Source organism: candidate division WOR-3 bacterium (assembly GCA_016926475.1).
In the GTDB taxonomy this organism is placed as follows: domain Bacteria; phylum SDB-A; class SDB-A; order SDB-A; family SDB-A; genus JAFGIG01.
On record JAFGON010000086.1, the window covers coordinates 1 to 23272 of the forward strand.

Genomic DNA, 23272 nt, shown 5'->3' on the forward strand with positions numbered 1-23272 from the left:
ACTCAAAGTTGGAGACGAGTTTTGGGATTTTCTTGGCGGTAAAGGGACTTATTCCGAATTGTTAAACTGCTTTGAGAGAGTGGGTTTAGAATTAAGACCTGAGATTGAAAAGTATTTTAAAAAATTTAAATAAATTTTGTATATTTTTTTTGTTTTCGAAATAAATAATGATTTTTTTATAAAAAGCTTAATTTTTTAGTGTTATCTATCGCTAGATTTTAGTCTGGATTTAAGAAGGATAATAATCTGATAAAAGCTGGAATTAAATACAAAATTAATAACATTCCAAAAGAAATTGCGTAATCCAAAAAATGAAAGCAGTTCTTTACAACAAAAGATTTTCTTCCGATAAATTCGTCTACCGTGAAATAGACAGATCCGTTCTCAACGACGACGAAATCCTGATAAAAATACGTTCAGTGTCACTGAATGCGGCTAAAAACAGGGGAGTAAAAGGAGTTCAAATGGATCGGACCATAAAATTTCTCAAAGACGCCGGTGTTTTTTATGTCGCGACAGTCAACGGGGATAAACCGCGGGTAAGACCTTTCGGCGCTGTCTGTAAACATAAGGACGGCTCAATATCTGCACAAACAACAAAAAAGACTGCTACAAACAAATGAGCAGTAATCCGAACGTTGAAGTATGCGCTTAAAGACAGATCGTGGATTCGTATAAACGGCGTGTTTGTGAAAGATGATTCAGAAGACGCCAGAAAGGAATGTCCAAGTTCTGTGCTTTCGGCAAAGATCCTGTTGAAGAAAAACTTTAAGTTAGTATAAAAATAAAGTCAAAAGCCCATTTCAGTTTAAAACAAGAAAGGGGATTTATGGAAACGGTCAAAAATATTTTGCAGTCCAAGGAGAAGCCGAAAGAAAAAATTTCCCTTTTGGCGGAAAAGGCTAAGAAAGACAAAAAATTATTAGATGAAATCGTCGAATTCTTTCAAACGGGGTCAAACGCCGAAAAGGGAAATTGCATTGAAGTCATGGAGTATGTGTCGCAGGAAAAGCCGGAACTCGTTGTCCCATATCTGGATTTTATCGTAGAGAACATAAATTTCAACGCTCCCAAGGTTAAATGGGAATGTGCGAGGGTGATCGGAAACCTTGCCCCAAAATATCCTGATAAAACCGCGAAAGCAGTCGAAAAACTTTTTAAGAACACGAAAGACAAAGGCACCGTAGTCAGGTGGAGCGCAGCTTTTGCGTTGACCGAGATCGCGAAATCAAACCAAAAACTTCAAAAAGAACTTATGAAAAAGTTCAATAAAATAGTGGAGGATGAAACCAACAATGGCGTAAAAAACGTTTACATCAAAGTTTTGAAGAAAATTGGGAAATAGAATTTTTCACGAATGGGTAAAAACCAGCATTTTAGCTAATTAATAGAATAGAATAAAATGAAAAAAAATACGCTCGATTTTATCTGCTGTCCTGAATGCAAGAAAAATCTTTCTTTGAAAATCCTGAAGCAAAGCGCAAAGGAAATTCAGAGCGGGAGTTTGTTCTGTCAGTCCTGCTCGGTTGAATATCCGGTTGTCTCCGAAAAAGGCCTATACTGTTGGGAAGCAACTCAATCCATAGCTGGGTGTCGCCCATAGACGAAGCCCTATCTCATTACATTGTTTCAAAGCCTGATGGTTTTTTGTCAATCAACCACTTGAAAAAAATTGGACTCAAAGCGGCTGTAAAATTAGCTTCTTCCAGTCAAAAGCAACACCCAACTAAATCCGGCGATTTAAAAGATGATATAAAAAAAAATAGGGGTAAGATTAAATATAGAAAAAGCGGAAATTGGTTTAAACACAGAAATCGAAAAGCAGGATTTTTGAACTCTCTGTCAAACCCGAGTGAACCAGTTAAATCGTTTCTGAGTCTTGTCAAATCCCGAAAATCTTCATCTTTAGTCGATATAGCTTCTGGAGGCGGCAGCGGAGTTGCATCAATCTCGAAATTATTGGGGGAAAATATAAAAATTTTTGCCTTGGAACGGGATTTAAAATGTCTTTGGATTATTCAGGAGAAGTTCAAACTTATCGGTAAAGCCCTTAATTGCGAAGCGGTGGGAGCTGATGTCAGGCGTATGCCTTTCATGAAAGGTTCGGTTGATATTGTGACTTCAATGATGGCAATGCAGGAAATTCTCGGTATAGGTGCGGTCTTAAAAGAGATTCACAGAATCTTGAAACCCGGAGGATCTTATATCGCACTTTTCAACAAAGAACCCTGGGTCTACGATATGATTCCAGTTGAAGAGTACCAAAACTTTTCCAGAGCAGTAGATATGTACTCTGGTTACGAAGATTTGGTCGAAAAAGCCCGGGAAAACGGATTAATTCTGTCAAAAGAAAAGACATACTCTGACCAAGGCAGGGAATTTTGTCTGGTTGAAATTATTAAAGAAAGTAATCAGAGTTGACACAATTGAAAATGTCGTTGTCTGCCCGGCTATGGTCATGAAGAAGAAATAGCTTTTTATAAAGCTTACAATTAAACCTGCGAAAACAAGTGATATAAACACAATTCTAGATTTTATGGCCGATTACTATAAATAGAAGGGGTCAAGTTTGACAAGACCAAATCCGGAAAAACTCTTGAAGAATTTATTTCAAATCCTTCTTTCGGGGCTTTGTTTTTAATTCTTATTTCCGATGAACCTGTGGGTTATTTTTGTCTGACCAGCAGTTATACCCTTGAAAACTACGGCAAGGATTGCTTTTTAGACGAGATATACATTAAACCAGACCATAGAAAACTGGGTGTAGGTTCAGAGATTATAAAGTACATAGAAAATTATCTTAAAAACAGAGATTTCAAGGCAATTCACCTGATAGTCTACGACAGCAATCAAGAGGCGCATAAATTTTACCTCAGGAATGGTTTTCACGATCACAGTGCCAGTTTTATGACAAAGCTGTTGAAAAAGGATTGATAAATTTTTTTAATCTGAGAATAAATACAGGGTTTGTTCGAAAACATCGACTGTGTAGAATTGTACGTGTCGGATCTCGACAGGGGTATTAAATACTATTGCGGACTCTTGGGTTTAGATTTACTCTGGCGAGCCAAGAAATCGTCAGGCTTAAAATTGCCAGTGACGCGCTTTATGTCTTATTGCAGACGGAAAGAAAAGGATGAATGTCGATTTTCGGGTTGAATCCGTCTATAAAGTGATAAAGCAGATTAACGGTGGAAAAAATGTTATCGGTGTTGAAAAGAAATAGATATAATTTGTAAAAAATATATAATTATTTCATGAAAACGAATAAAGAAAACTTAAATAAAATTGAAATCTTGAAGACAATGGAAGATTTCATCAATCAGATCAGACCAAAAAAAGAGTTACGCCACAAGGTTGATATTGCCTATAAATTTGACAAGCAAAGCATAATAATATATGAAATTAGGCCATTTTTAAGGGACATGGCGCTGAAAATTGAATCTCCTGTGGCAAAAGCAGTATATGTAAAATCCAAAAATCATTGGAACATATATTGGATGAAAAGGGATTTGAGATGGCATTCCTATTATCCAGATCCTGAGGTTGATACTTTGGATGAATTTTTAAATATTGTAAAAGAAGATGAAGAGGGTTGTTTTTGGGGATGAAATCATAAAAGAGCGATAATAATTTTGCCCTTTTATAAATCGAATTATTTGTTAATTTCGATAGGCAGCCAAACAACAGTTTACAAAAAAAATTTTAAAATGTATCATTTATGATCTTTCATAAAGGAGGATTAATTCATGGAAGGTGAATGTAGTCGGTCGTCAGAAAAGATTTGACCGTCCCTCCGCAATTGCTCTGCTCGCAAAGCTTTCCGAAGGTTCGGTCCCGAAAGAAAAGGAGAGGGCAATGAAAAAATTCTATAAAATTTTAAACCAGAAAGAAATTCTCGAAGTCGGTGAGTTTACTGAAAACTGCTGGATAAACGTAGTGAACCCTGATGAGAAAGAAAGAAATTGGCTCATAGAAGAATTCGGCATAGACGGAGAAAGCATCGCGGACATACTCGATATTGATGAGCAGTCAAGAGCTGAAAAAGAAGATCATTACATTTTGCTAATTTTGAGAATACCTGTCTATGACAAGGACCTTGATGTATCATATTTCACGCTTCCCCTCGGAGTGATATTCCACGAGAAATGTCTTATTACAATTTGCCTTCAAGACAACATTGTCATAAAAAATCTAATGACAAAAGGTGTAAAGAACATCAGGCTTGACACCAAAAATCGTTTTCTTTTAACGCTTCTTCTCAGAGCTTCAATAAACTTTCTTTTTTTTCTGAAAGCCTTGAACAGGGAAACGACATCAATAGAGAAAGACCTGAGAAAATCCATCAAAAACACCGAACTCTACGACTTGCTTACTATTGAAAAATCTTTGGTCTTTTTTAATACTTCTATAAGAGCAAACGAGCTTTTAATTGAAAAAATCCAAAAAACCGGTCTGCTCAGGCTGGATGAAGATGAAATTGAACTTCTTGAGGATCTGGTTATCGAGAACAAGCAGGCGGCTGAAATGGCGAAGATTCACAGCAACATTTTAAGCGGGATGATGGACGCTTTCGCCTCGATTATCTCGAACAACCTCAACGTCGTAGTAAAAAAACTGACCGCCATCTCGCTTGTCCTCATGATTCCGACTCTTATTGCGAGTGTTTACGGAATGAATGTAGGACTGCCGTTTCAGCATACATGGTATGCTTTTCTTGTAATAATTCTCGGGTCGGTTCTTTTATCAGCGGGTGCACTGATATTCTTTGTTCTGAAGAAATTTTTATAAATAGAATATTTTCAATTATTGAAAAAGATATTCAAATCTGATTTCAGAAAAAATGGGTGTATTTTTTTGACAATGTTTAGGGTTGGATTAGATTTTTTCTAACCTCTGATAGCTGTAAACATTTTTCATACCGAGCATTTCTTCTCCGCTTGTCGGCATATTGTATATTACCAAATATATTTGGTGTTGTCAGTGTTGTTAATCTCTTTGCGCTTTTTAATTTTCTGTTTGGAACTGGAAGTAAAAAAAGAAATTCTTGTGAAGAAGAACAAATCGTTTTAAATTATTTCCAGATCGAAAAGAATATTTTCTGTAAACCTGGAAAGAGATTAAATGGCATTGACGATTATTTTACTATTTATGGGGGTAGTTCTTCTCACGGGAGGTGCGGAGTTTCTGGTCAGGGGAAGCTCTGGTCTGGCAAGGCGGTTAGGAGTATCCCCTCTCGTCATAGGCCTGACGATTGTCTCTTTCGGGACGAGCAGTCCGGAACTTATCGTCGGAATAAGATCGGCAATTTCAGGATATGCCGGTCTGGCTGTCGGAAACGTAATAGGTTCAAACATAGCCAATATAGCGCTAATTCTCGGTATAGCGTCTCTTATAAATCCGCTTAAAGTAAACCTCGTAGCCGTGAAAAAAGATTCTCCGTTTCTAGTCATCATGTCTTTGCTATGTTTTTTGTTTCTCTTGGATCGGGAGCTTTTAAGAGCCGAAGCTATAATACTCTTTTTTTTCTGCGCTCTATACATGGTTTTCACCGGCTTAATCGCAGTGCGTGAAAAAGATACAGACAGTGGTTATGAAAAAATCTGTAAAACCTCCTGGTTTTTACTAATAATTATGTTACTCGGAGGTTTGGCGGCTCTTTTAATAGGAGCGAATCTGATTATTAGAGGCGGTATCGAACTCGCTCTTTTTTTCGGCGTAAGCGAGGAGGTAATCGGAATTTCAATTGTAGCTGTCGGAACGAGTCTGCCTGAACTCGCCTCCTCTGTCGTCGCGGCGATAAGGAAAGAGGCAGACCTTGCCATTGGCAACATTTTAGGGGCGTGTATATTGAACATTGGGTTCGTCCTGGGGATTTCAGGACTCATTTCCCAGTTTTCAGTCCCGCTTTTGAAGATAGACGATATTTTGATCATGTTCCTGGTCGGGTTGCTCCTTTTCCCGTTCCTGAGATCCAATTACACTCTCTCCCGGAGGGAAGGTTTTATTTTTATAGTGATATATGCGGTTTACATTTTCTTTTTGTGGCTGTGATGGAAAAATAAATTAGAAATTTAGAAATTTGACAATCAAATTTTATTTTGAATACTAACAAAAAGGGGTGATGAAAAGGGTGGAGGTAGAAATGATGATCGACAATATCTGATAATTTTTCCAATTATTTTTTAGGTCCATATCTGCAAACCGGTAATTGCGGGGAGAAATATTTACCCATAAAAGTTAGAAGAAATAAAATGCTGTTGAATTTTGGTTTTGAACAGTTTCACAACTACGAGAAACGGAAGAGAAAATGGAAGAATTGAAAGATAAAGAAAAAACGGGTTCACCTACACCATTCTGGGAGCTAAACAAACTCCTCGAAGAGCTGGTCACGGGGATAACTTCCGTACTGAAGGATAATTTTTTCGGTGCCTACCTTCAAGGTTCATTCGCCGTCGGGGATTTTGACCGGGACAGCGATGTCGACTTCATAATAGTCTCCAAAAGGGAAATTGACTACGAAACTGTGGATCAGCTCCAAGTAATACACGCATATATTTTCGACAAAAATGAGAACTACTGGTCGCAACATCTTGAAGGGACATATTTTCCACTCAAAGCGATAAGCGAATATCCTGAGAGAGGAGATGAATTCCCATATCTTGACAACGGAAGCCGTAAACTTTGCATGACAAGTCACTGCAACACGCTTGTTGTTAGGTGGATTTTAAGGGAAAAAGCCAAAATAATCCGCGGAATCCAACCCATGGAATTCATCAAATACTTTCCCGATAAAATGCTGAGAACAGAAATTTTTCATGCCATCTGCGAATGGGGTAAAGATATCATGGGGAATCCCGACAAATTCAGAAATAGGTTTTATCAAGGGTTTATCGTCCTGAGTTTCTGCCGGATGTTCCACGATTTAATCACCGCGACAATCAATTCAAAGAAAACCTGCGCGGATTGGGCGAAAATAAATCTCGATCCGGTATGGAAAGACCTCATCAACAGAACCTGGGCGACCCGGCATGTCCCTGAAAAATCGGTCAATGAACCGCCGGATGAAGATGATTTTGCCAGAACACTGATATTTGTCGACCACGTGATTGAGTTGAGTAATAAATGGATGTCTGAAAGCACACCGTAAAAAATGTTATGGTTCGACTGAAGATACAGCAAAAAAGGCAGACTCAAAAAAAGAAATGATTATTACCATAGCCCGGAGTATGATGTAATATTTAGAGAAGAAAAAAAGTTTAATAATATTCTTCTGCCAGCATAATTGACAGTTAAAAGTTTTTTCAGTCAATGGCTGAGAAAATCACAACTTTTCATTAAGCCGGTTTTTGAAATACCGGCGGAGAAAAACATGAAAGACATGACCACGGGAAGTGTCACGAAAAGCATTTTTTTGTTCAGCGTTCCGATGCTTCTGGGCAACGTCTTTCAGCAGTTCTACAACGTTGTCGATTCGATTGTCGTCGGCAGGTTTGTCGGAAAAGGCGCGCTCGGAGCCGTCGGAGTCTGTTTTCCGATAATATTTTTCATTATAGCGCTTATCATGGGTGCGACAATGGGATCCATGGTTCTCGTTGCGCAGTTTTTCGGCGCTAAAAACTTTGAAAAACTCAGGAAAACAGTCGACACCACATACATTGTCATGTTTATGACGGCTTTGATAATGACTGTTGTGGGTCTTTTGGCGAGCAGATACATTCTAATAATTCTGGGAACTCCTCCGGAGGTAATGAAGGACGCCAAAACATATATGGATATAATCTTTATTGGTCTCGTTTCCATTTTCGGCTATAACGGACTCAGCGCGATAATGAGGGGAGTCGGCGATTCCAAGACACCTCTGTATTTGCTAATTGTATCGAGCCTGATAAATGTTGTCCTCGATCTATTGTTCGTGCTGGTATTCAAATGGGGAGTAGCTGGGGTCGCTTGGGCGACTGTAATCGCTCAGACAGTGTCTTTCGCCTTGGGCGTCATCGTGCTCAATCTGAAAATTCCTATCCTCGCACTCAGGATAAGGAATTGTGGATTCGACAAAAAAATTTTTACGGAGAGCTTGAAAATCGGATTGCCATCCGGCGCACAGCAGATGTTCGTATCGCTCGGAATGATGGCCCTCACCAGAATAGTCAACGGGTTTGGGACAAACGCTTTAACGGCTTTTACAGCCGCCGGAAGGGTGGACTCATTTGCGATGATGCCGGCCATGAACTTTTCAATGGCACTCTCGACTTTCACCGGCCAGAATATTGGCGCGGACAAGATGGACAGGGTGGCAAAAGGTCTGAAAAGCACCCTTTTGATGTCGATATTTTATTCTTTGGCTGTGACGCTGTTAATTTTTTTCAAGGGCGGAGACTTCATAAAGATCTTTAACACCGACCCGAATGTCGTCGAAATCGGAAGGGAATATCTCATCATAGTCAGCTCCTTCTACATAGCTTTTTCGGTTATGTTTGCTTCGAACGGTCTTTTGAGAGGCGCTGGAGACACATTGATACCCATGATAATCACCCTGTTTTCGCTCTGGGCTTTCAGAATTCCCATTTCGTTTTTTTTGTCGAGGTTTATGGGGACTTCAGGAATCTGGTGGGGGATTCCGGTGGCGTGGTGCCTTGGGGCTGTCGCCTCGCTGGGATATTACTCCCGGGGTAAATGGAAGAAAAGGATTGCAATAAGAAGTTTTGATAAGCAAAAAGTGGCGGAGCAAGAGATAATAAACGAAGTTGAATGCGAAGATTTTGAAAAAAAAGAGTTCAGGCCATGAGAATTGACGTTAAACCTTTGGAAAACCAGGGGGTAATGTGAAAAATGAATCCATTTCAATTATCGGCGCCGGTTTCGCTGGGCTTTCCGCGGGAATATACGCGCAGATAAACGGGTACAAGACACGAATTTTAGAAGCGCACACTCTTCCCGGAGGACTCTGCACCGCATGGAAGCGCGGGGATTTTGTAATTGACGGGTGCGTCCACTGGCTTGTTGGTTCTTCTCCCAAAAGCGGCATGTATAAGCTTTGGGAAGAGGTTGGAATAGTCCCTGGCAGGGATTTCTTTTACGCTGAAGAATACATGAGATACGAAAGCAAGGACGGCAGGACAGTGATTTTCTACTCTGACGTAGATAAGTTTGAGAAACACCTGCTCGAATTTTCTCCAGGGGATGAAAAACCCATAAAAGAATTCACAGAGGGAATCCGCATGTGCCTGGGTTTCGACAGACCATCTGACACAGCTCATTTTATTGTGAAAATTTTTCAAAAAATCAGAATGGGGCTTTTTTTTATTGCCAACGGAAGAAAGTTAAAAAACTGGATGAACATAACAACGGATGAATTTGTTCAAAGATTTAAAGACCCTGTTCTCAGAGAAGCGTTTCTTCAGATCTGGATAACTGATTTTTCGATGTTTTTCATGCTTTTCACCTTCGCGTTTCTTCATAACAAAAACGCCGGTTACCCCATAGGCGGGTCAATGCCTCTTTCAAAAGCGCTTGAAAAAAAATACAGGGAACTTGGCGGAGAGATTCTATATGGAAAGAAAGTTGAAAAAATCCTGACAGTAAAAGACAGGGCGACTGGAGTAAAACTCGCCGACGGAACCGAGTATTGCTCGGACATCGTCGTCTCGGCGGCAGACGGTTATTCGACGATATTCAAGATGCTCGAAGGTAAATACGCCGATGAAAAAACCAGAACACCCTACGAAAAATGGAAAATCTTTCCGTCTCTTGTCTACGTCGCGGTAGGTGTCAACATGACATTCGAAAAAGAGCCGAAAACAGTGTCCGGTATTTGTTTCGAGCTGGAAGAGCCCGTTGAGATCGCCGACTGGAAAACAAAAAATCTCACCGTCCATATTTTCAACCAGGATTCTTCCCTGGCTCCTCAGGGTAAAACTGTACTGACGGTGATGATACCGAGCGGCTATGATTACTGGGTCGATATTTCAAAGGATCAAGAAAAATACAGGCATCAAAAAGAAAAGATAAACAATAATATATTGGAAATTCTTGAAAAAAGATTTCCTGGACTGAAAGAAAAGGTCGAGATGACGGATGTTTCAACGCCTCTGACTTTCGAACGCTACACTGGGAACTGGAAAGGCAGTTTCGAGGGGTGGCTGATTACGCCGGAAAATTCAAACGTCATCATGAAACCCATGAACCAGACCCTGCCCAGCCTTGAGAATTTCTATATGTGCGGTCAATGGGTGGAACCCGGAGGGGGTCTTCCGACGGGTGTCATGTCGGCAAGACGGCTTTTAAAGAAAATCTGTAAGAAAAGCGGAAAAAAGTTCACCGCGTTTGTCAGGTGATTTTTGGAATGCAAGGAGCCGGTTTAAAATGAAAATCATCAACTCTATACTGGACGGGCTTGAAAAAGGAGGAAATGTCAAATCTGCCAAGGAGAGGTCCTCTTTGGACAGGAGTCATAAGCAGGAGAGGCGGTATAAAGCTGATAAATATGGTCGGGATGCTAAAAACCAAACGGTTTATACCAATGACCTTTGTTGGTTTTCTTTTTCGGAGGGAAAATGAAACAATGGTACGAAAAGCTGTTTGAAAATTACGGCGATAAATACGACAGAGAGATTTTTACAAGCGGAACAATCGGTGAATGCGATTTCATAGAAAAAGAGATAAACTTCAACAAATCTCTGAATATATTAGACGTAGGCTGCGGAACCGGTAGACATTCCATCGAGTTGACAAGAAGAGGCTACATGGTCAAAGGAATTGACCTCTCCGAATCAATGCTCGATAAAGCACGGGAAAAGGCGGTAAGGGCTGGCTTGACAATAGATTTTTCAAAAAATGATGCAAGAAACCTTCCTTTTAATTCCGAATTTGACCTCGCGATAATGCTCTGCGAGGGTGGATTTCCTCTCATGGAGACCGACGAGATGAATTATGAGATCCTGAAAAGTGTGACGAAAGCTCTGAAAGAAAACGCAAAGTTTGTTTTTACGACACTTAACGGACTTTTCCCGCTGTACCATTCAGTAGAGAAGTTCTGTGCGGAAAATTCTGCTGAGGGAAATGCTACTTACAGGAGCAACTCTTTCGACCTGATGACTTTTAGAGACAGAAATATAACCGAGCTCGAAAACGATGAAGGCGAGAAAATAAAATTGGACTGCAACGAAAGATATTATGTACCTTGTGAGATAACCTGGCTTTTACAATCTCTTGGATATAGTGAAATTGAAATTTTCGGTGCAAAAATTGGGGCTTTTTCGAGAGATGACAAACTGACGACTGAAGATTTCGAAATGCTCGTGATAGCAGAAAGGCGTGATGTTATTCAAGAACATTCATAAAATTCTTAAAGTAAGAATTTTTGGTAAAGTTTTAGAATTCTTTTAAGGCGATAAGTTTTATCTTTCAAAGCAAGGATCTTGGGTCGCCGGGTTTGTTGATGAAATACGGGATTCATATCTTTAAAGAATACTCGAAAACACTGATTAATAAAACGGCTGCAAAAACCCAGAATGATCCGTCTTTATTTGGCATGTTTAACCTGATTTATGACGGAAAACTTTTAGCGGACAGATACGTGTCTCTGACTAGATTCAAAAAACATTCTTAAAAAGGCAAATCTCAATGGATGAAGGAGGTGAATGTGAAACTTTACAACGAACTGTCGGCTTGGTGGCCTGTTCTTTCAGCTCCGGAGGATTACGAGGAGGAATCAAGCCTTTATGTCAGAATTATTGAAAAATACAAAAAAGATATAAAAACAGCAATCGAACTTGGAAGCGGCGGGGGAAACAACGCCTCCCATCTGAAAAAACTATACACCATGACTTTGGTCGATATGTCTCTGGGGATGATAGAAGTCAGCAAAACACTCAACCCCGAATGCAGGCATTTTGAAGGAGACATGAGGTCTGTGAGGTTAGGTGAAAAATTTGACCTTGTGTTCATACACGATGCAATAATGTACATGACGACAGAGGAAGACCTGTTCAGAACATTTATTACTGCAAAAGAACACATGAAAGATGAGGGCGTTCTCTTCATCGCCCCCGATTACTTCAAGGAGACTTTCAAACCCTTCACAAGCCACGGCGGACACGACAGAAAAGAAAGAAGTATGAGATATTTGGAATGGACCTGCGACAAGAACCCTCATGACACTCTAATTGAGACGTATTTTGCCTATATATTAAAAAACGAAAAAGGAGAAATAAGTTTCGAGGACGACATTTCGATAAACGGAATTTTCTCAAAAAATACATGGCAGATCCTCCTTGAAAAGGTAGGTTTTAAAGTCTTTTTTGAGAGCATAGAACACTCAGAAATCGAATCGGGACAGTACATCGGAATTGTCGGGTTGATGGATGGATAGTTTAAAAGTTCAAGCCCTTCTAAATCCATATCCACCTATGTAGAAAAAGGGCTTGTAAGTCGCTTGAATAATTGCTTATGGCAGATGAATTGAAAATATCTTTGAATTTGCGCATTATATAAAATGTATTTTAGAGGTTTACGATTTAAGGGTTTGGATTTTTTTAATGTTTGGAATGTTTTTTTCTTACTTGCTTCGGTAAATTGGCCTATTCCACCGAGAGTAAATAAAGATGACATCAAAGAAAAACAAACAACAAAGTTCATGAAATCAAGCGATTTACAACGCACAAAGTCAGTTTTTAGGCAAGCAAAAAAAATTGTATTATCCAGCATATATTTTAAGCGGGAATATTAAAGACATAAATTTGTTATATGGAAAGAAAAGGATGTTTAAAGTTCAGCTAATGTTAAAAGACGGCAGCAGAGGAGAAGCTTTTTCCTTCTATATTTGAATTGAGCTTTTCATAAAACTTGACAGCAGTATAATCAGATGTTATGATGTTGTATACATTTGATGGTTTTTCACTTTAAAAAAGTCTTTAACTTTTCAACAAATTTCTGTTTTAAATGGAATGAACGATTCGACTCGTAATTCCAATATATTTAGTGCTTTACGCATGAACACGCCGAAGGCATTTCGGCGACGGAGCTTGACTATAAGATGTTTTTTATCCCATGTAGCAAAGAGAAAGGAGTAAAAAATGACGGAAATAAATATATACGATCCGAAAAACAAACCAGATAAAGGTCAAAAACAAAAAATTGTCGATTTTCTGTATGAAAACCTGGAAAAATTTGGAGATCCGAAACCCGCAATTGAAAAAGCCGTGGATTACGCCTTGAAAAACATCGAATCTTTCGGAGGTTTTGTCCTCTCGTATAATTCAGGAGAGAATATTTTTGGCGCGGTTGTCGTCAACAGGACAGGGATGAAAGACTACATTCCTGAAAACATTCTCGTATACATCGCGACCAAAAAAGAAGAAAGAGGAAAAGGAATCGGCAAGAAACTGATGAAAAAAACAATTGAAATAGCCGAAGGCAGTATCAAGCTACATGTCGAACCTGATAACCCAGCTAGGTTTTTGTATGAAGGATTTGGCTTTACGAACAAATACCTCGAGATGAGATTGACAAAATAAAACATGGCAAAAATCACTTTAGACCGAACAAAGCTCAGAGAGAATTACAGCTTTCTGTATAAACTGTTCAAAAAACAAGGCATACAATGGGCGGTTGTGACAAAACTACTCTGCGGAAACAGGGATTTTCTCGAAGAAGTATTAAAATTAGAGCCTTTCCAAACCTGCGACTCGAGACTATCGAGCCTGAAGACGATAAAGAGCATAAATCCAAAAATAGAGACAATATACATAAAGCCGCCTCCGCAAAAATCGATCCAAAATGTTGTAAAATACGCGGATATAAGCCTTAACACAGAATTGAAAACAGTCGAAATGCTTTCAGAAGAAGCGGTCAGACAGAAAAAAAAGCATAAAATCATTATTATGATAGAGATGGGAGAGTTGAGAGAAGGTGTTATGAGAGACAGGCTGATAGATTTTTATGAGAGGATTTTCAGATTGCCTAATATAGAAGTCACTGGGGTTGGGACAAATCTCGCCTGCCTGAATGGAGTCCTTCCAAACCACGATAAATTGATACAGCTCAGTCTTTATAAACAGCTCATAGAGGCGAAGTTTGGTAAAAAAATTCCCCTTGTCTCGGGGGGGTCTTCGGTGACTATTCCCCTGATATTCAAAAACCTTTTGCCAAAGGGCATAAACCATTTCAGGGTAGGAGAAACACTTTTCATCGGAACAGATGTATACAATGATGAAAAGATGAATGGTCTTAACACCGACATATTCAAGCTTCACTGTGAGATAATCGAGTTAAAGAAAAAACCGAGTGTGCCGACAGGTGAAATGGGGACAAATCTTGAAGGACACACACCTTGTTTCGATGAAAACGAGAAAAGTCGGGATTCTTTCAGGGCGATAATAGACGTGGGCATTCTCGATGTGGAGATAAACCATATTTTTCCCGTTGATACTAATTATTCAATAATAGGCGCGAGTTCAGATATGTTCGTGATAGACATCAAAGACAATCCGAAAAATCTTAAAACCGGCGACTATCTTCAATTCTACCTGGACTACCTCGGAGTATTAAGGGTTATGAATTCGAAATTCATTGAAAAGAAAATTGAATAAAAAATATTTTTGTAATAATCCTGTTCTGAAAATATAATTACCTGAAAGAGGGATCCAATGGAAAGAGTTAGATCTGTAGCCGTAATAGGAAATTACCTGCCCAGAATGTGCGGCATCGCAACATTTACGACCGATTTGGTCAGCGCATTGTCATCCAAGGGGATTGACTGCTGGGCGATCGCGATGAACGACAGACCGGAAGGATACAGATACCCAAAGGAAGTCCGATTCGAAATAAACCAGAACAAATCAAGCGAATATGTTCTCGCCTCGGATTACCTGAACATAAGCCAGATTGACGCTGTTTCGCTTCAGCATGAATACGGGATTTTCGGGGGGGAATACGGCTCTTACATCGTATCTCTGATAAAGAGGCTGAGGATGCCCGTCGTGACGACACTTCACACAGTTCTAAAAGAGCCTGTTTCAACACAGAAAAAAATTCTCTCTGATATCGCGCGTTTTTCGGAGAAAATAATTGTCATGTCCGAAAACGCCAGCGATTTTCTCAAAGAAATATACGGTGTCCCGAAAGACAAGATTGTTTTGATCCATCACGGAATTCCCGACATGCCTTTTGTAGATCCGAATTATTACAAAGACCAATTCGGCGTCGAGGGCAGAAAAGTTATTTTGACATTCGGTTTACTATCTCCCAACAAGGGAATCGAATACATGATAGATGCCATGCCGAAAATAATGGAAAAACATGCCGATGTCGTTTATGTAATCGTTGGAGCGACTCATCCTAACATAAAAAAGACGCATGGAGAAGAATACAGACAAAGCCTTGTAAGAAGGGCAAAAGCCGCGGGAGTTGACCAGAACATAATGTTTTTTAACCGGTTCGTTGAGAGAAATGAACTGTGCGAATTTTTGGGGGCATGCGACGTGTACGTAACCCCGTATTTATCCGAAGCTCAAATAGTCTCTGGAACCCTCGCTTACGCGATGGGTGTAGGCAAAGCGACGGTTTCGACTCCTTACTGGTACGCTGTCGAGATGATGTCCGAAGACAGGGGAGTTTTGGTAGGGTTTCGGGATTCCGAAGCCCTTGCTGAAGCCGTTTCCGGACTGCTCAGCGACGACATCAAGAGAAACGCCATGAGAAAACGAGCCTACACTTTTCTAAGAAGGGCCGTGTGGAGCCAGGTGGCTGTTGATTATTTAGCGATTTTAAACGGGGTTAAAAATGAGAGAATAGAAAATGCGAAAGTTATTTTCAGCACCAAAACCCTCGCGCAGGACAAAACGAGCCTTCCTGAAATCGATTTCAGGCACGTGATGCTGATGACCGACGACACGGGGATACTTCAGCACGCCACGTATTCCATTCCTGACTACGACCATGGTTATTGTGCCGACGACAACTCAAGAGGTTTGATAGCCTCCGTGATGGCTCAGAGTTTTACGCCTGAAGATCCGAAAATGCTGAACATGCAGAAAAAATTTCTCGCTTTTCTTAAACATTCTTTCAACGATAAAACGGGTTGGTTCAGAAATTTTATGTCTTTCGAAAGAAAATGGCTTGAAGAGAAGGGCTCTGAAGACAGTCAGGGAAGGGCAATATGGGGACTGGGAGTCTGCGCGGCTCTTTCCGGTGACAAAAGCTGTGTCGCCCTCAGCACGACCCTTTTTCACAGAGCAGTAGAGGTAATGTTGAAACTATCCCACCCCAGGGCAGTCTCTTTCGCTCTTGTTGGAATACACGCCTATCTCGCGAGGTTTTCTGGAGACAGCGAAATAAGAAGGGCGAGGGAGAAACTCGCCAATTATCTTTTTGAAAAGTTTAAAAAAAGACCCGACATGAATTGGCCTTGGTTCGACGACGAACTTTTTTACGCCAACGCGAAAATTCCTCAGGCTCTATTGCTCTCGGGGCAGTGGATGCAGAGAACAGATATGTCGAATATGGGTTTTGATCTCCTAAACTGGGTGATAGAATTACAGAGCGAAAAAAACTATTTTTCTCCCATTGGGAACAGGGGCTGGCTGAGAAAAGGAGGGAGTAAGGCAAATTTCGACCAGCAGCCAATAGAAGCTCAGGCTATGATCGAGACATGTCTTCTGGCGTACAATATGACTGGTGACGACAAATACAGCAACATGGCTCATCTTGCTTTTAACTGGTTTCTCGGACAAAATATTCTCAATGAGCCTCTTTACGATTTCGCTACAGGGGGATGCCGGGACGGACTCACCCCCGACGGTCCAAATATGAACCAGGGAGCAGAGTCGACTCTCGCCTGGCTTTTGTCCCTTCTGGCGATGCACGGTTTTAGCGCAGAACAGAACAAGATGCAATACACGGTTCCAATAGCTGAGTAAAGATTTGAAAAAAATCTTAGTTGAAAGAAAAGGATTGATACTTCAACCTTCCCACGAGAGAGTGTTGATAAGACCTTTTATTCCTGAAAATTCGGCAAGAAGAGAAAAAATAATCAGCAGAGTGATGAATCTATCTGAAAAAAGCACTTCTGAATTGCTCAAACAAATAATAGATGAATTTAAAACAAGGCACCAAGACATAAAAAGCGTCTTCAGAAAGAATTATGAAAATGTCCGAAGGTGGACGATAACCGACATGCCTCTCTCCGAAGACAGAGAACTTCTTATAGGGGCGTATTTCACGCAGGAATACTCGCTGGAATCCGCGGCTCTCTTCAACCCCTCGATTGTTCCGCATCCAAACCAAAAAAACCTTGCCAAAGGAAGCTTGAGATTTATACTGAGCTTGAGGGCGACAGGGGAAGGTCATATTTCTTCAATAGTTTTCAGAGAGGGTGTTATAACCGAAAATTCTGAAATAACAATAAAAGACCCTACTCCTTTTGTCGATGAACCGGAGAGAATTCCTAATCAAATATACGAGAAAAATCTTTTTTCAAGAAAACTGGTTGAGTTGAATTTTTACAACGATTTCAGCAAAAACGTACTCTCTCAGTTGCCTGAAAATTTCACAATTTCGGAGCTTGATGAGAAGATTGAAAAAGCAAAGCACGGATTTCAAAGGTCGGGGGGAGACATAGAACTCACCGCCAGAAATCTTCTCGTTTTGGCCTATTCAAACTACGAGGTCACATTCGAAAAGGATCAAAAAACATCCGAAAAGGCAATTTTCCCGTTTTCACCGAGCCACAGCAACGGAATAGAAGACGCGCGGTTTGTAATGTTTTCCGAAGAGGACAATAATAATCTTTATTACGCGACATACACGGCTTTTGACGGAAAGACAATCCTCCCTCAACTCATAGAGACGGAAGATTTTGTTTCTTTCAAGTTCATTACATTGAACGGACCCGCGGCTAAAAACAAAGGACTTGCGCTTTTCCCAAAGAAAATAAACGGTCTTTATGCGATGCTCTCACGGCAGGACAACGAGAACCTTTTCCTGATGTATTCGGACAACATCCATTTTTGGTACGATCCGAAGATTTTAATGAAACCGACTTACTCCTGGGAATTTGTCCAGCTTGGAAATTGCGGGTCTCCAATTGAGACCGATCAGGGTTGGATCGTTCTTAGCCATGGCGTTGGTCCGATGAGAAAATACTGCATAGGAGCTTTTTTGCTGGACAAGGAAAATCCGGAAAAGGTCATTGGAAGGCTTAAATATCCTTTGTTAGAGCCCGGCGAAAACGAGAGGGAGGGATACGTTCCTAACGTAGTCTATACCTGCGGAGCGCTCATCCACAGAGAAAATTTAATCATACCGTACGCCATGTCGGATTACGCCACAGGCTTTGCGGTAGTCGAAGTCGAAAATCTCGTAAAAGCAATGACATCCGGCTGATGAAAGTCGCTGTACTCGCCCCGATAGCTTGGAGAACACCTCCCCGTCATTACGGACCTTGGGAAAGGTTTTGCTCTCTGTTGACGGAAGAGCTCGTTTGTCTCGGATTGGATGTCACTTTGTTTGCCACGGGTGATTCAGTCACAAAAGCTAAACTTGAATGGGTTTGCCCGAGGGGATACGAAGAGGACAAAAGCATGGATGCCAAGGTCTGGGAGAGTATTCACATATCAAACTGCTTTGAAAAGGCTTCCGGTTTTGACTTAATACACAACAATTTCGACTTTTTGCCACTTACATATTCTAACCTCGTCAAGACGCCTGTTTTGACGACGATTCACGGATTTTCCTCGGATAAAATCTTAAGGGTATATGAAAAATATGACAGAACTAATTACTATGTCTCCATAAGCGATTCCGACAGATCCCCTCTTCTTCATTACGAGAAGACGATTCACCACGGAATAGACCTGGAAAATTTCACATTCAGAGAAAAACCCGGAGGTGACTATCTGCTTTATTTCGGCAGGTTCCACCGTGACAAAGGCGCCAGAGAGGCAATTGAGATATCCAAAACAACAGGTAAAAAACTGCTTATGGCGGGTATAGTCCAGGACAGAAACTATTTTGACGAGTTCGTCAGACCTTTTATCGCAGAAGGTAAAATAGAATTTCTGGGAAGCGTCGGGCCCGAACAGAGGGACAAATTGCTCGGCAATGCATTGGCGCTTCTTCATCCTATAAATTTCGACGAACCGTTCGGCTTTTCAGTGGTCGAAGCCATGGCTTGCGGAACACCAGTGATAGCGTTTAACAGGGGCAGTATGCCTGAAATAATTGAAGACGGCAGAACTGGTTTTCTTGTCTGTAATACAAAAGAAGCTTCTGATTCGGTGTTTAGGCTCGGTAGCATAAAAAGAGTTGAATGCAGGAAAGCAGCAGAGAAAAGGTTTTCACGCAGAAAAATGGCAGTTGAATACGTAGATGTCTATAAAAGAATATTTCTAAAGGGAAAGACCGATGAAAAGACAGACAATCAAAAGATTTGACGGCAACCCCATACTGACGAAAAAAGACGTTCCCTACGAGGTCGAAACCGTTCACAACGCGGGTGTAGTGAAGAGAAGAGATAAATACATCATGCTCTTCCGGTCACACAGAAGAAACGGCAGGTCAATCATAGGGATAGCCGACAGCTTGGACGGTTACCATTTCACGGTCAGGGAAAAACCTTTTATCGTCCCGGCTGTTGATGGCGTATTCGCAGAATACGAAGAATACGGAGTTGAGGACTGCAGGATAACCGAAATAGAAGGTGAATTCATCTTAACATACAGCGCTTATTCCAGGCACGGAGTCCGTGTAGTCCTCGCTAAGACCAGGGATTTCATTTCTCTTGAAAGGGTTTCCCTTATAACTCAGTCCGACTGCAGAAATGTGGTCGTGTTTCCTGAAAAATTCGGCAAAAAATTCGCGAGGCTTGACAGGCCACATTCAGAAATATCTCCGTGGTCAATTTGGATTTCTTATTCTCCCGACCTTGTCCACTGGGGAGATTCAAAAGTCGTTATGAAACCTGGGCGTTACAGATGGGATGAACTGAAAATCGGACCCGGAGCGCCGCCTATTAAAACCAAACGCGGATGGCTGAGTATTTATCACGGCGTTTTCAAGACAATGGACGGAGCTATATACAGACTCGGTGCGGCACTGCACGACGCCGCGGATCCGTCCAAAATATTGGGCGTGTCTGATGACTGGATTTTACAGCCCGAGGATCCTTGGGAGATGACGGGTTATGTCCACAACGTAGTCTTCACTTGCGGGGCTGTCCCCGAAGAAGACGGATCGCTCAAAATATACTGGGGAGGCGCGGACACAGTCATGTGCGCGGGAGAGGCGGCGATAGAAGAAATCGTCGAAATGTGCCTTGAGAACCCGAGGAAAATGGACGATTGACCTTTCAAAAGAAACCATTGAAATGCTATTGTTTTAATAACTTCACCGTTATAGGAAAAGTTAATATTTTCTGGAACATGTCCTCTTATAAACCCAAAATAACAAGAATACAATTGCCGGGTACGAAAAATAGTACAAATTTGGAATGCGAAGAAAACACCTGTAAGGAAATTGACGATCTAGGTTGCAAGATGCAGGTACTCCTCAAGGGATCGGACGTAAGTTTTGACCAGACCTTGCTCGACATGAGCAGGTGTTCGGAATTTCAGAAGAAAGTTCTTGCCATAGAAAGCTTGACTCCGAGAGGTTTTGTGACTACATACGGCTGTTTAGCCAGAAAAATCGGCTTGCCCAGAAGTGCCAGAGCAGTCGGCAACGCGCTTAAAAACAATCCTTTTCCAATTGTCATTCCATGCCACAGAACAGTCATGTCCGACGGGTCTGTGGGCGGCTACCAGGGAGGAAAGAAAATGAAAAGAAGGCTTATCGAAATGGAAGGGGTGGATTTCGATCTCAAAAACAGAGTTGTCCTCAAAAATTTCATGTATGACATCACAAGTAATTGAAAACATCACGGAAGACGACGAAAAAGCGCTCGGACTCATGCAGCCCAGTGAATGGGGCGACATCGTGCCTTTGTTCAAGTTCTACGCTTCGAAAGAATTCTGCCGGCCTCTGGCAATTAGGGAAAATTCACAGATTGTAGGTGTAGGCACGGCGATATTCTTCGAAAAGACGGCCTGGCTCGCGCATATCATTGTCCGAGAGGACAAAAGAAACAAAGGGTTTGGGAAAAAAATACTCGACGATCTTCTTGAAACGACATTTGGTTGCGAGAGCGTCTCTCTCATCGCCACGGAGCTGGGTCTTCCTCTTTATGAAAAAGCAGGATTTCGTGAAGTTACGGAATATGTTGTTTTGGAATCCGAAAAAGCGACAGGACATACGGATTCAGCCCCCTACGTAAGGCGGTTGTCGCGGGATGACATAAAAGGCGTTCTCGCATTGGACGAAAAAATATCCGGTGAAAAAAGAAGCGAGCTTCTTTTGGAGAAACTCTGCGGAGGGATTGTGCATAAACCAGAAAATCATCTCAGGGGATATTTTCTTCCCGGCCTTGGAGAGGGATTGATATTTGCTGAGGACGATGAAGCCGGAGAGCACCTTATGAAATACAGGATGTCTGTTGAAAAAAAGGCGGTTCTTCCCCGAGACAACGTCAAGGGTATTGATTGTCTCGCCAGCTACGGGTTTTCCAAGAAGAAAAGAGTTAAAAGAATGATCTACGGAAAGGAATTTCCGTGGCACCCGGAAATGGTCTGGAACAGAATAGGAGGAAACTTCGGATGAGAGACGGCATAAATATTGTTCTACCCCACTCGTTAGAAAGCAGAAGAGTTGAATTTGAGAATTATTTGGACAAAGCCTGCAAAAGATTGAGTGTTTTTGCTGAGCGTCATGGATGGGAAAGACATGTAAAAATTCCTTTTATGAAGGAAGTCAGAATTTTTGATGACAAAAAGATTTTCAATTCTCAACTATTGACTTTATCGGGTATGGAGACAGAAATTGAACTGCCGGACACGTATTGCGCGGCTCTTGAAAAAGAGATTCTGATTGCGGTTACACCGGAATATTACGCCGAAGCTTACCCCGAAGGTGTTGAAGAAGCGGGTTATGAAAAACTTTTAACTCATGAGATGGCGCACAGACTGCACATAAGAATATTAAACGGAGACGAAGATGCGATGGGTCCTGTCTGGTTTTTTGAAGGTTTTGCGATCTTTGCCGCCCAACAGCTTAAAGATGACTCTATGGTTTTGTCGAAAGACGACATAAAAAATATCGTCGAAAATCCCCAAAGAGGCAGTTACAAGTATTATTCTCGCGTAATGGAGGTTTTTTTGAAAAAATGCCCACTCCGAGAACTTGTTTTCAGGGCGGGTGAACCTGGTTTCAACAGGTGGGTTAAAGATAATCTAATCAGCCAGTTATAAAATAAATATTCTTTGTTTCGCCCAAGAGAATATGCAAAAAGGGCTGTCGTTGATTTGACAGCCCCGTTGCTTTGAAAACTTTATCTGATTATAAGCGCTTTTTCTGTGATTTCTATATCGCCTGAGTTTATCCTGACGAATAGAACTCCTTCGGAGGAGGGGGTTATGCTTATCGTGTTTTGTCCAGATAGGTTCTGATAGTTGTAGTCCCCGACCATTCTTCCGGTCGCGTCGAAAACTTTAACGCTCATGTCCTGTCCGGCGGTGAAACTGTATTTTATCGTAATGTCCCTCGAATTGCCGAGGACGGAAACAGTGCCGACTGATGTCGAGATTGCCGGTTCCTCGACTGAATTAGGCTGGACAACGACGGTTTTGACTGTGTTTGAATAATTTCCCCAGCCCCTTGTGTTGTGACCTCTGACTCGGAAATAATTTTCGCCGAGGGGTAGGGTCGAAGGCGTGTATGAAGTGTCGTATATGACGCTGTCGAGAACTTCAATCTGGCTGAAGCTGGCCACAGGCGATATGTCGTCAACATAAAAATTATCATGGAGGGTGTTGTCGTCGGTTATTGTCCTGAACCTGAAATAGACGGCTTTCCCCTCCCATTGACTTAAAGAATATTTCTTTTGTGTCCATGTCTGTTGGCTGCCGGAGTATCTCGTGTCGAGCTGAATCCATTCTCTCTCGTCTTCTGAGACTTCGACTATAGTTACGTCGTAGTCGTTTTCTGAGTAATTCCAAAACCAGAAGGAAAATGTGTCGTTGGGCTGGACGATGTATGGGTATTTGGTCTGGGCGGTGTTTGCGATGTTGTCCTGTGAACCTGAATAAAGGCTGTAAGTCCCCGCGTGCTTTTTCGATGTGCTCTGCGTGAAGCCTGTAAGGATCCAGTTTGAAGTTCCGGACTCTATCCCGTCCGCGGAATA

26 protein-coding genes are annotated in these 23272 nt (G+C 41.4%); 25 read left to right on the forward strand and 1 reads right to left on the reverse strand.

Annotated features, from left to right (window positions below):
- The 25 genes from JXA84_08605 to JXA84_08725 all read left to right on the forward strand — a co-directional run.
- Positions 1-133 (forward strand): TdeIII family type II restriction endonuclease (locus JXA84_08605; GenBank protein MBN1151262.1); only part of this gene is annotated, 133 nt, incomplete at its 5' end.
- A gap of 178 nt (positions 134-311) precedes the next feature.
- Positions 312-623: a hypothetical protein gene (locus JXA84_08610; protein MBN1151263.1), complete on the forward strand. Its 312-nt coding sequence runs from the start codon at positions 312-314 to the stop codon at positions 621-623.
- A 206-nt stretch (positions 624-829) separates the two neighbouring features.
- Positions 830-1345, forward strand: a complete 516-nt coding sequence (locus JXA84_08615; protein MBN1151264.1) for a HEAT repeat domain-containing protein — start codon at positions 830-832, stop codon at positions 1343-1345.
- A 57-nt stretch (positions 1346-1402) separates the two neighbouring features.
- The gene (locus JXA84_08620; GenBank protein ID MBN1151265.1) at positions 1403-1603 is read left to right on the forward strand and encodes a Trm112 family protein; all 201 of its coding nucleotides are present in this window, start codon (positions 1403-1405) and stop codon (positions 1601-1603) included.
- Positions 1564-2421, forward strand: coding sequence for a class I SAM-dependent methyltransferase (locus JXA84_08625; GenBank protein MBN1151266.1), 858 nt, complete (start codon positions 1564-1566; stop codon positions 2419-2421). Before JXA84_08620 ends, JXA84_08625 begins: the two co-directional genes overlap by 40 nt.
- Positions 2422-2553: 132 nt before the next feature.
- Positions 2554-2934, forward strand: a complete 381-nt coding sequence (locus tag JXA84_08630) for a GNAT family N-acetyltransferase (GenBank protein MBN1151267.1) — start codon at positions 2554-2556, stop codon at positions 2932-2934.
- Positions 2935-2967: 33 nt separating this feature from the next.
- Positions 2968-3159: a VOC family protein gene (locus JXA84_08635; protein MBN1151268.1), complete on the forward strand. Its 192-nt coding sequence runs from the start codon at positions 2968-2970 to the stop codon at positions 3157-3159.
- 98 nt (positions 3160-3257) lie between these two features.
- Positions 3258-3611 carry a DUF3024 domain-containing protein gene (locus JXA84_08640; protein MBN1151269.1) on the forward strand — a complete coding sequence of 118 codons (354 nt, stop codon included), beginning with the start codon at positions 3258-3260 and terminating at the stop codon, positions 3609-3611.
- Positions 3612-3858: 247 nt separating this feature from the next.
- Positions 3859-4791 carry a magnesium transporter CorA family protein gene (locus JXA84_08645; protein ID MBN1151270.1) on the forward strand — a complete coding sequence of 311 codons (933 nt, stop codon included), beginning with the start codon at positions 3859-3861 and terminating at the stop codon, positions 4789-4791.
- 333 nt (positions 4792-5124) lie between these two features.
- Positions 5125-6054 carry a calcium/sodium antiporter gene (locus JXA84_08650; GenBank protein MBN1151271.1) on the forward strand — a complete coding sequence of 310 codons (930 nt, stop codon included), beginning with the start codon at positions 5125-5127 and terminating at the stop codon, positions 6052-6054.
- A gap of 256 nt (positions 6055-6310) precedes the next feature.
- Positions 6311-7150 (forward strand): nucleotidyltransferase domain-containing protein, encoded by an 840-nt coding sequence (locus tag JXA84_08655; GenBank protein ID MBN1151272.1) that lies wholly within the window; start codon positions 6311-6313, stop codon positions 7148-7150.
- 222 nt (positions 7151-7372) lie between these two features.
- A complete protein-coding gene (locus JXA84_08660; protein ID MBN1151273.1) occupies positions 7373-8788 on the forward strand; it encodes an MATE family efflux transporter in 1416 nt (471 codons plus the stop codon).
- Positions 8789-8825: 37 nt separating this feature from the next.
- The gene (locus JXA84_08665) at positions 8826-10337 is read left to right on the forward strand and encodes an NAD(P)/FAD-dependent oxidoreductase (protein ID MBN1151274.1); all 1512 of its coding nucleotides are present in this window, start codon (positions 8826-8828) and stop codon (positions 10335-10337) included.
- A 28-nt stretch (positions 10338-10365) separates the two neighbouring features.
- Positions 10366-10560 (forward strand): hypothetical protein, encoded by a 195-nt coding sequence (locus JXA84_08670; GenBank protein MBN1151275.1) that lies wholly within the window; start codon positions 10366-10368, stop codon positions 10558-10560.
- Complete coding sequence (locus JXA84_08675; GenBank protein MBN1151276.1) at positions 10557-11342, forward strand: class I SAM-dependent methyltransferase; 786 nt, start codon at positions 10557-10559, stop codon at positions 11340-11342. The genes JXA84_08670 and JXA84_08675 overlap by 4 nt, the downstream gene beginning before the upstream one ends.
- A gap of 302 nt (positions 11343-11644) precedes the next feature.
- A complete protein-coding gene (locus JXA84_08680) occupies positions 11645-12373 on the forward strand; it encodes a class I SAM-dependent methyltransferase (GenBank protein ID MBN1151277.1) in 729 nt (242 codons plus the stop codon).
- A 703-nt stretch (positions 12374-13076) separates the two neighbouring features.
- Positions 13077-13517 (forward strand): GNAT family N-acetyltransferase, encoded by a 441-nt coding sequence (locus JXA84_08685; protein ID MBN1151278.1) that lies wholly within the window; start codon positions 13077-13079, stop codon positions 13515-13517.
- 3 nt (positions 13518-13520) lie between these two features.
- A complete protein-coding gene (locus JXA84_08690; protein MBN1151279.1) occupies positions 13521-14591 on the forward strand; it encodes an alanine racemase in 1071 nt (356 codons plus the stop codon).
- 57 nt (positions 14592-14648) lie between these two features.
- Positions 14649-16919, forward strand: coding sequence for a glycosyltransferase family 4 protein (locus JXA84_08695; GenBank protein MBN1151280.1), 2271 nt, complete (start codon positions 14649-14651; stop codon positions 16917-16919).
- Positions 16920-16932: 13 nt separating this feature from the next.
- Positions 16933-18384, forward strand: coding sequence for a glycoside hydrolase family 130 protein (locus JXA84_08700; protein ID MBN1151281.1), 1452 nt, complete (start codon positions 16933-16935; stop codon positions 18382-18384).
- Positions 18384-19433 (forward strand): glycosyltransferase family 4 protein, encoded by a 1050-nt coding sequence (locus JXA84_08705; protein MBN1151282.1) that lies wholly within the window; start codon positions 18384-18386, stop codon positions 19431-19433. The genes JXA84_08700 and JXA84_08705 overlap by 1 nt, the downstream gene beginning before the upstream one ends.
- Complete coding sequence (locus tag JXA84_08710) at positions 19405-20343, forward strand: glycoside hydrolase family 130 protein (protein ID MBN1151283.1); 939 nt, start codon at positions 19405-19407, stop codon at positions 20341-20343. Before JXA84_08705 ends, JXA84_08710 begins: the two co-directional genes overlap by 29 nt.
- Positions 20344-20420: 77 nt before the next feature.
- Positions 20421-20909, forward strand: a complete 489-nt coding sequence (locus JXA84_08715; protein ID MBN1151284.1) for an MGMT family protein — start codon at positions 20421-20423, stop codon at positions 20907-20909.
- Entirely contained in the window at positions 20890-21693 is an 804-nt protein-coding gene (locus tag JXA84_08720) for a GNAT family N-acetyltransferase (GenBank protein ID MBN1151285.1), read from the forward strand. Before JXA84_08715 ends, JXA84_08720 begins: the two co-directional genes overlap by 20 nt.
- Complete coding sequence (locus JXA84_08725; GenBank protein ID MBN1151286.1) at positions 21690-22340, forward strand: hypothetical protein; 651 nt, start codon at positions 21690-21692, stop codon at positions 22338-22340. The genes JXA84_08720 and JXA84_08725 overlap by 4 nt, the downstream gene beginning before the upstream one ends.
- An 80-nt stretch (positions 22341-22420) precedes the next feature.
- Here JXA84_08725 and JXA84_08730 read toward each other — a convergent pair.
- On the reverse strand, positions 22421-23272 hold an 852-nt coding region (locus JXA84_08730; GenBank protein MBN1151287.1), incomplete at its 5' end, for an immune inhibitor A.

What these genes read in the sequence shown, in the direction of transcription:
- JXA84_08610 (MBN1151263.1), top strand. Translation starts at nt 312, where the DNA reads ATGAAAGCAGTTCTTTACAACAAAAGATTTTCTTCCGATAAATTCGTC.
- JXA84_08615 (MBN1151264.1), top strand. Translation starts at nt 830, where the DNA reads ATGGAAACGGTCAAAAATATTTTGCAGTCCAAGGAGAAGCCGAAAGAA.
- JXA84_08620 (MBN1151265.1), top strand. Translation starts at nt 1,403, where the DNA reads ATGAAAAAAAATACGCTCGATTTTATCTGCTGTCCTGAATGCAAGAAA.
- JXA84_08640 (MBN1151269.1), top strand. Translation starts at nt 3,258, where the DNA reads ATGAAAACGAATAAAGAAAACTTAAATAAAATTGAAATCTTGAAGACA.
- JXA84_08645 (MBN1151270.1), top strand. Translation starts at nt 3,859, where the DNA reads ATGAAAAAATTCTATAAAATTTTAAACCAGAAAGAAATTCTCGAAGTC.
- JXA84_08650 (MBN1151271.1), top strand. Translation starts at nt 5,125, where the DNA reads ATGGCATTGACGATTATTTTACTATTTATGGGGGTAGTTCTTCTCACG.
- JXA84_08655 (MBN1151272.1), top strand. Translation starts at nt 6,311, where the DNA reads ATGGAAGAATTGAAAGATAAAGAAAAAACGGGTTCACCTACACCATTC.
- JXA84_08660 (MBN1151273.1), top strand. Translation starts at nt 7,373, where the DNA reads ATGAAAGACATGACCACGGGAAGTGTCACGAAAAGCATTTTTTTGTTC.
- JXA84_08670 (MBN1151275.1), top strand. Translation starts at nt 10,366, where the DNA reads ATGAAAATCATCAACTCTATACTGGACGGGCTTGAAAAAGGAGGAAAT.
- JXA84_08675 (MBN1151276.1), top strand. Translation starts at nt 10,557, where the DNA reads ATGAAACAATGGTACGAAAAGCTGTTTGAAAATTACGGCGATAAATAC.
- JXA84_08685 (MBN1151278.1), top strand. Translation starts at nt 13,077, where the DNA reads ATGACGGAAATAAATATATACGATCCGAAAAACAAACCAGATAAAGGT.
- JXA84_08690 (MBN1151279.1), top strand. Translation starts at nt 13,521, where the DNA reads ATGGCAAAAATCACTTTAGACCGAACAAAGCTCAGAGAGAATTACAGC.
- JXA84_08695 (MBN1151280.1), top strand. Translation starts at nt 14,649, where the DNA reads ATGGAAAGAGTTAGATCTGTAGCCGTAATAGGAAATTACCTGCCCAGA.
- JXA84_08705 (MBN1151282.1), top strand. Translation starts at nt 18,384, where the DNA reads ATGAAAGTCGCTGTACTCGCCCCGATAGCTTGGAGAACACCTCCCCGT.
- JXA84_08710 (MBN1151283.1), top strand. Translation starts at nt 19,405, where the DNA reads ATGAAAAGACAGACAATCAAAAGATTTGACGGCAACCCCATACTGACG.
- JXA84_08715 (MBN1151284.1), top strand. Translation starts at nt 20,421, where the DNA reads ATGTCCTCTTATAAACCCAAAATAACAAGAATACAATTGCCGGGTACG.
- JXA84_08720 (MBN1151285.1), top strand. Translation starts at nt 20,890, where the DNA reads ATGACATCACAAGTAATTGAAAACATCACGGAAGACGACGAAAAAGCG.
- JXA84_08725 (MBN1151286.1), top strand. Translation starts at nt 21,690, where the DNA reads ATGAGAGACGGCATAAATATTGTTCTACCCCACTCGTTAGAAAGCAGA.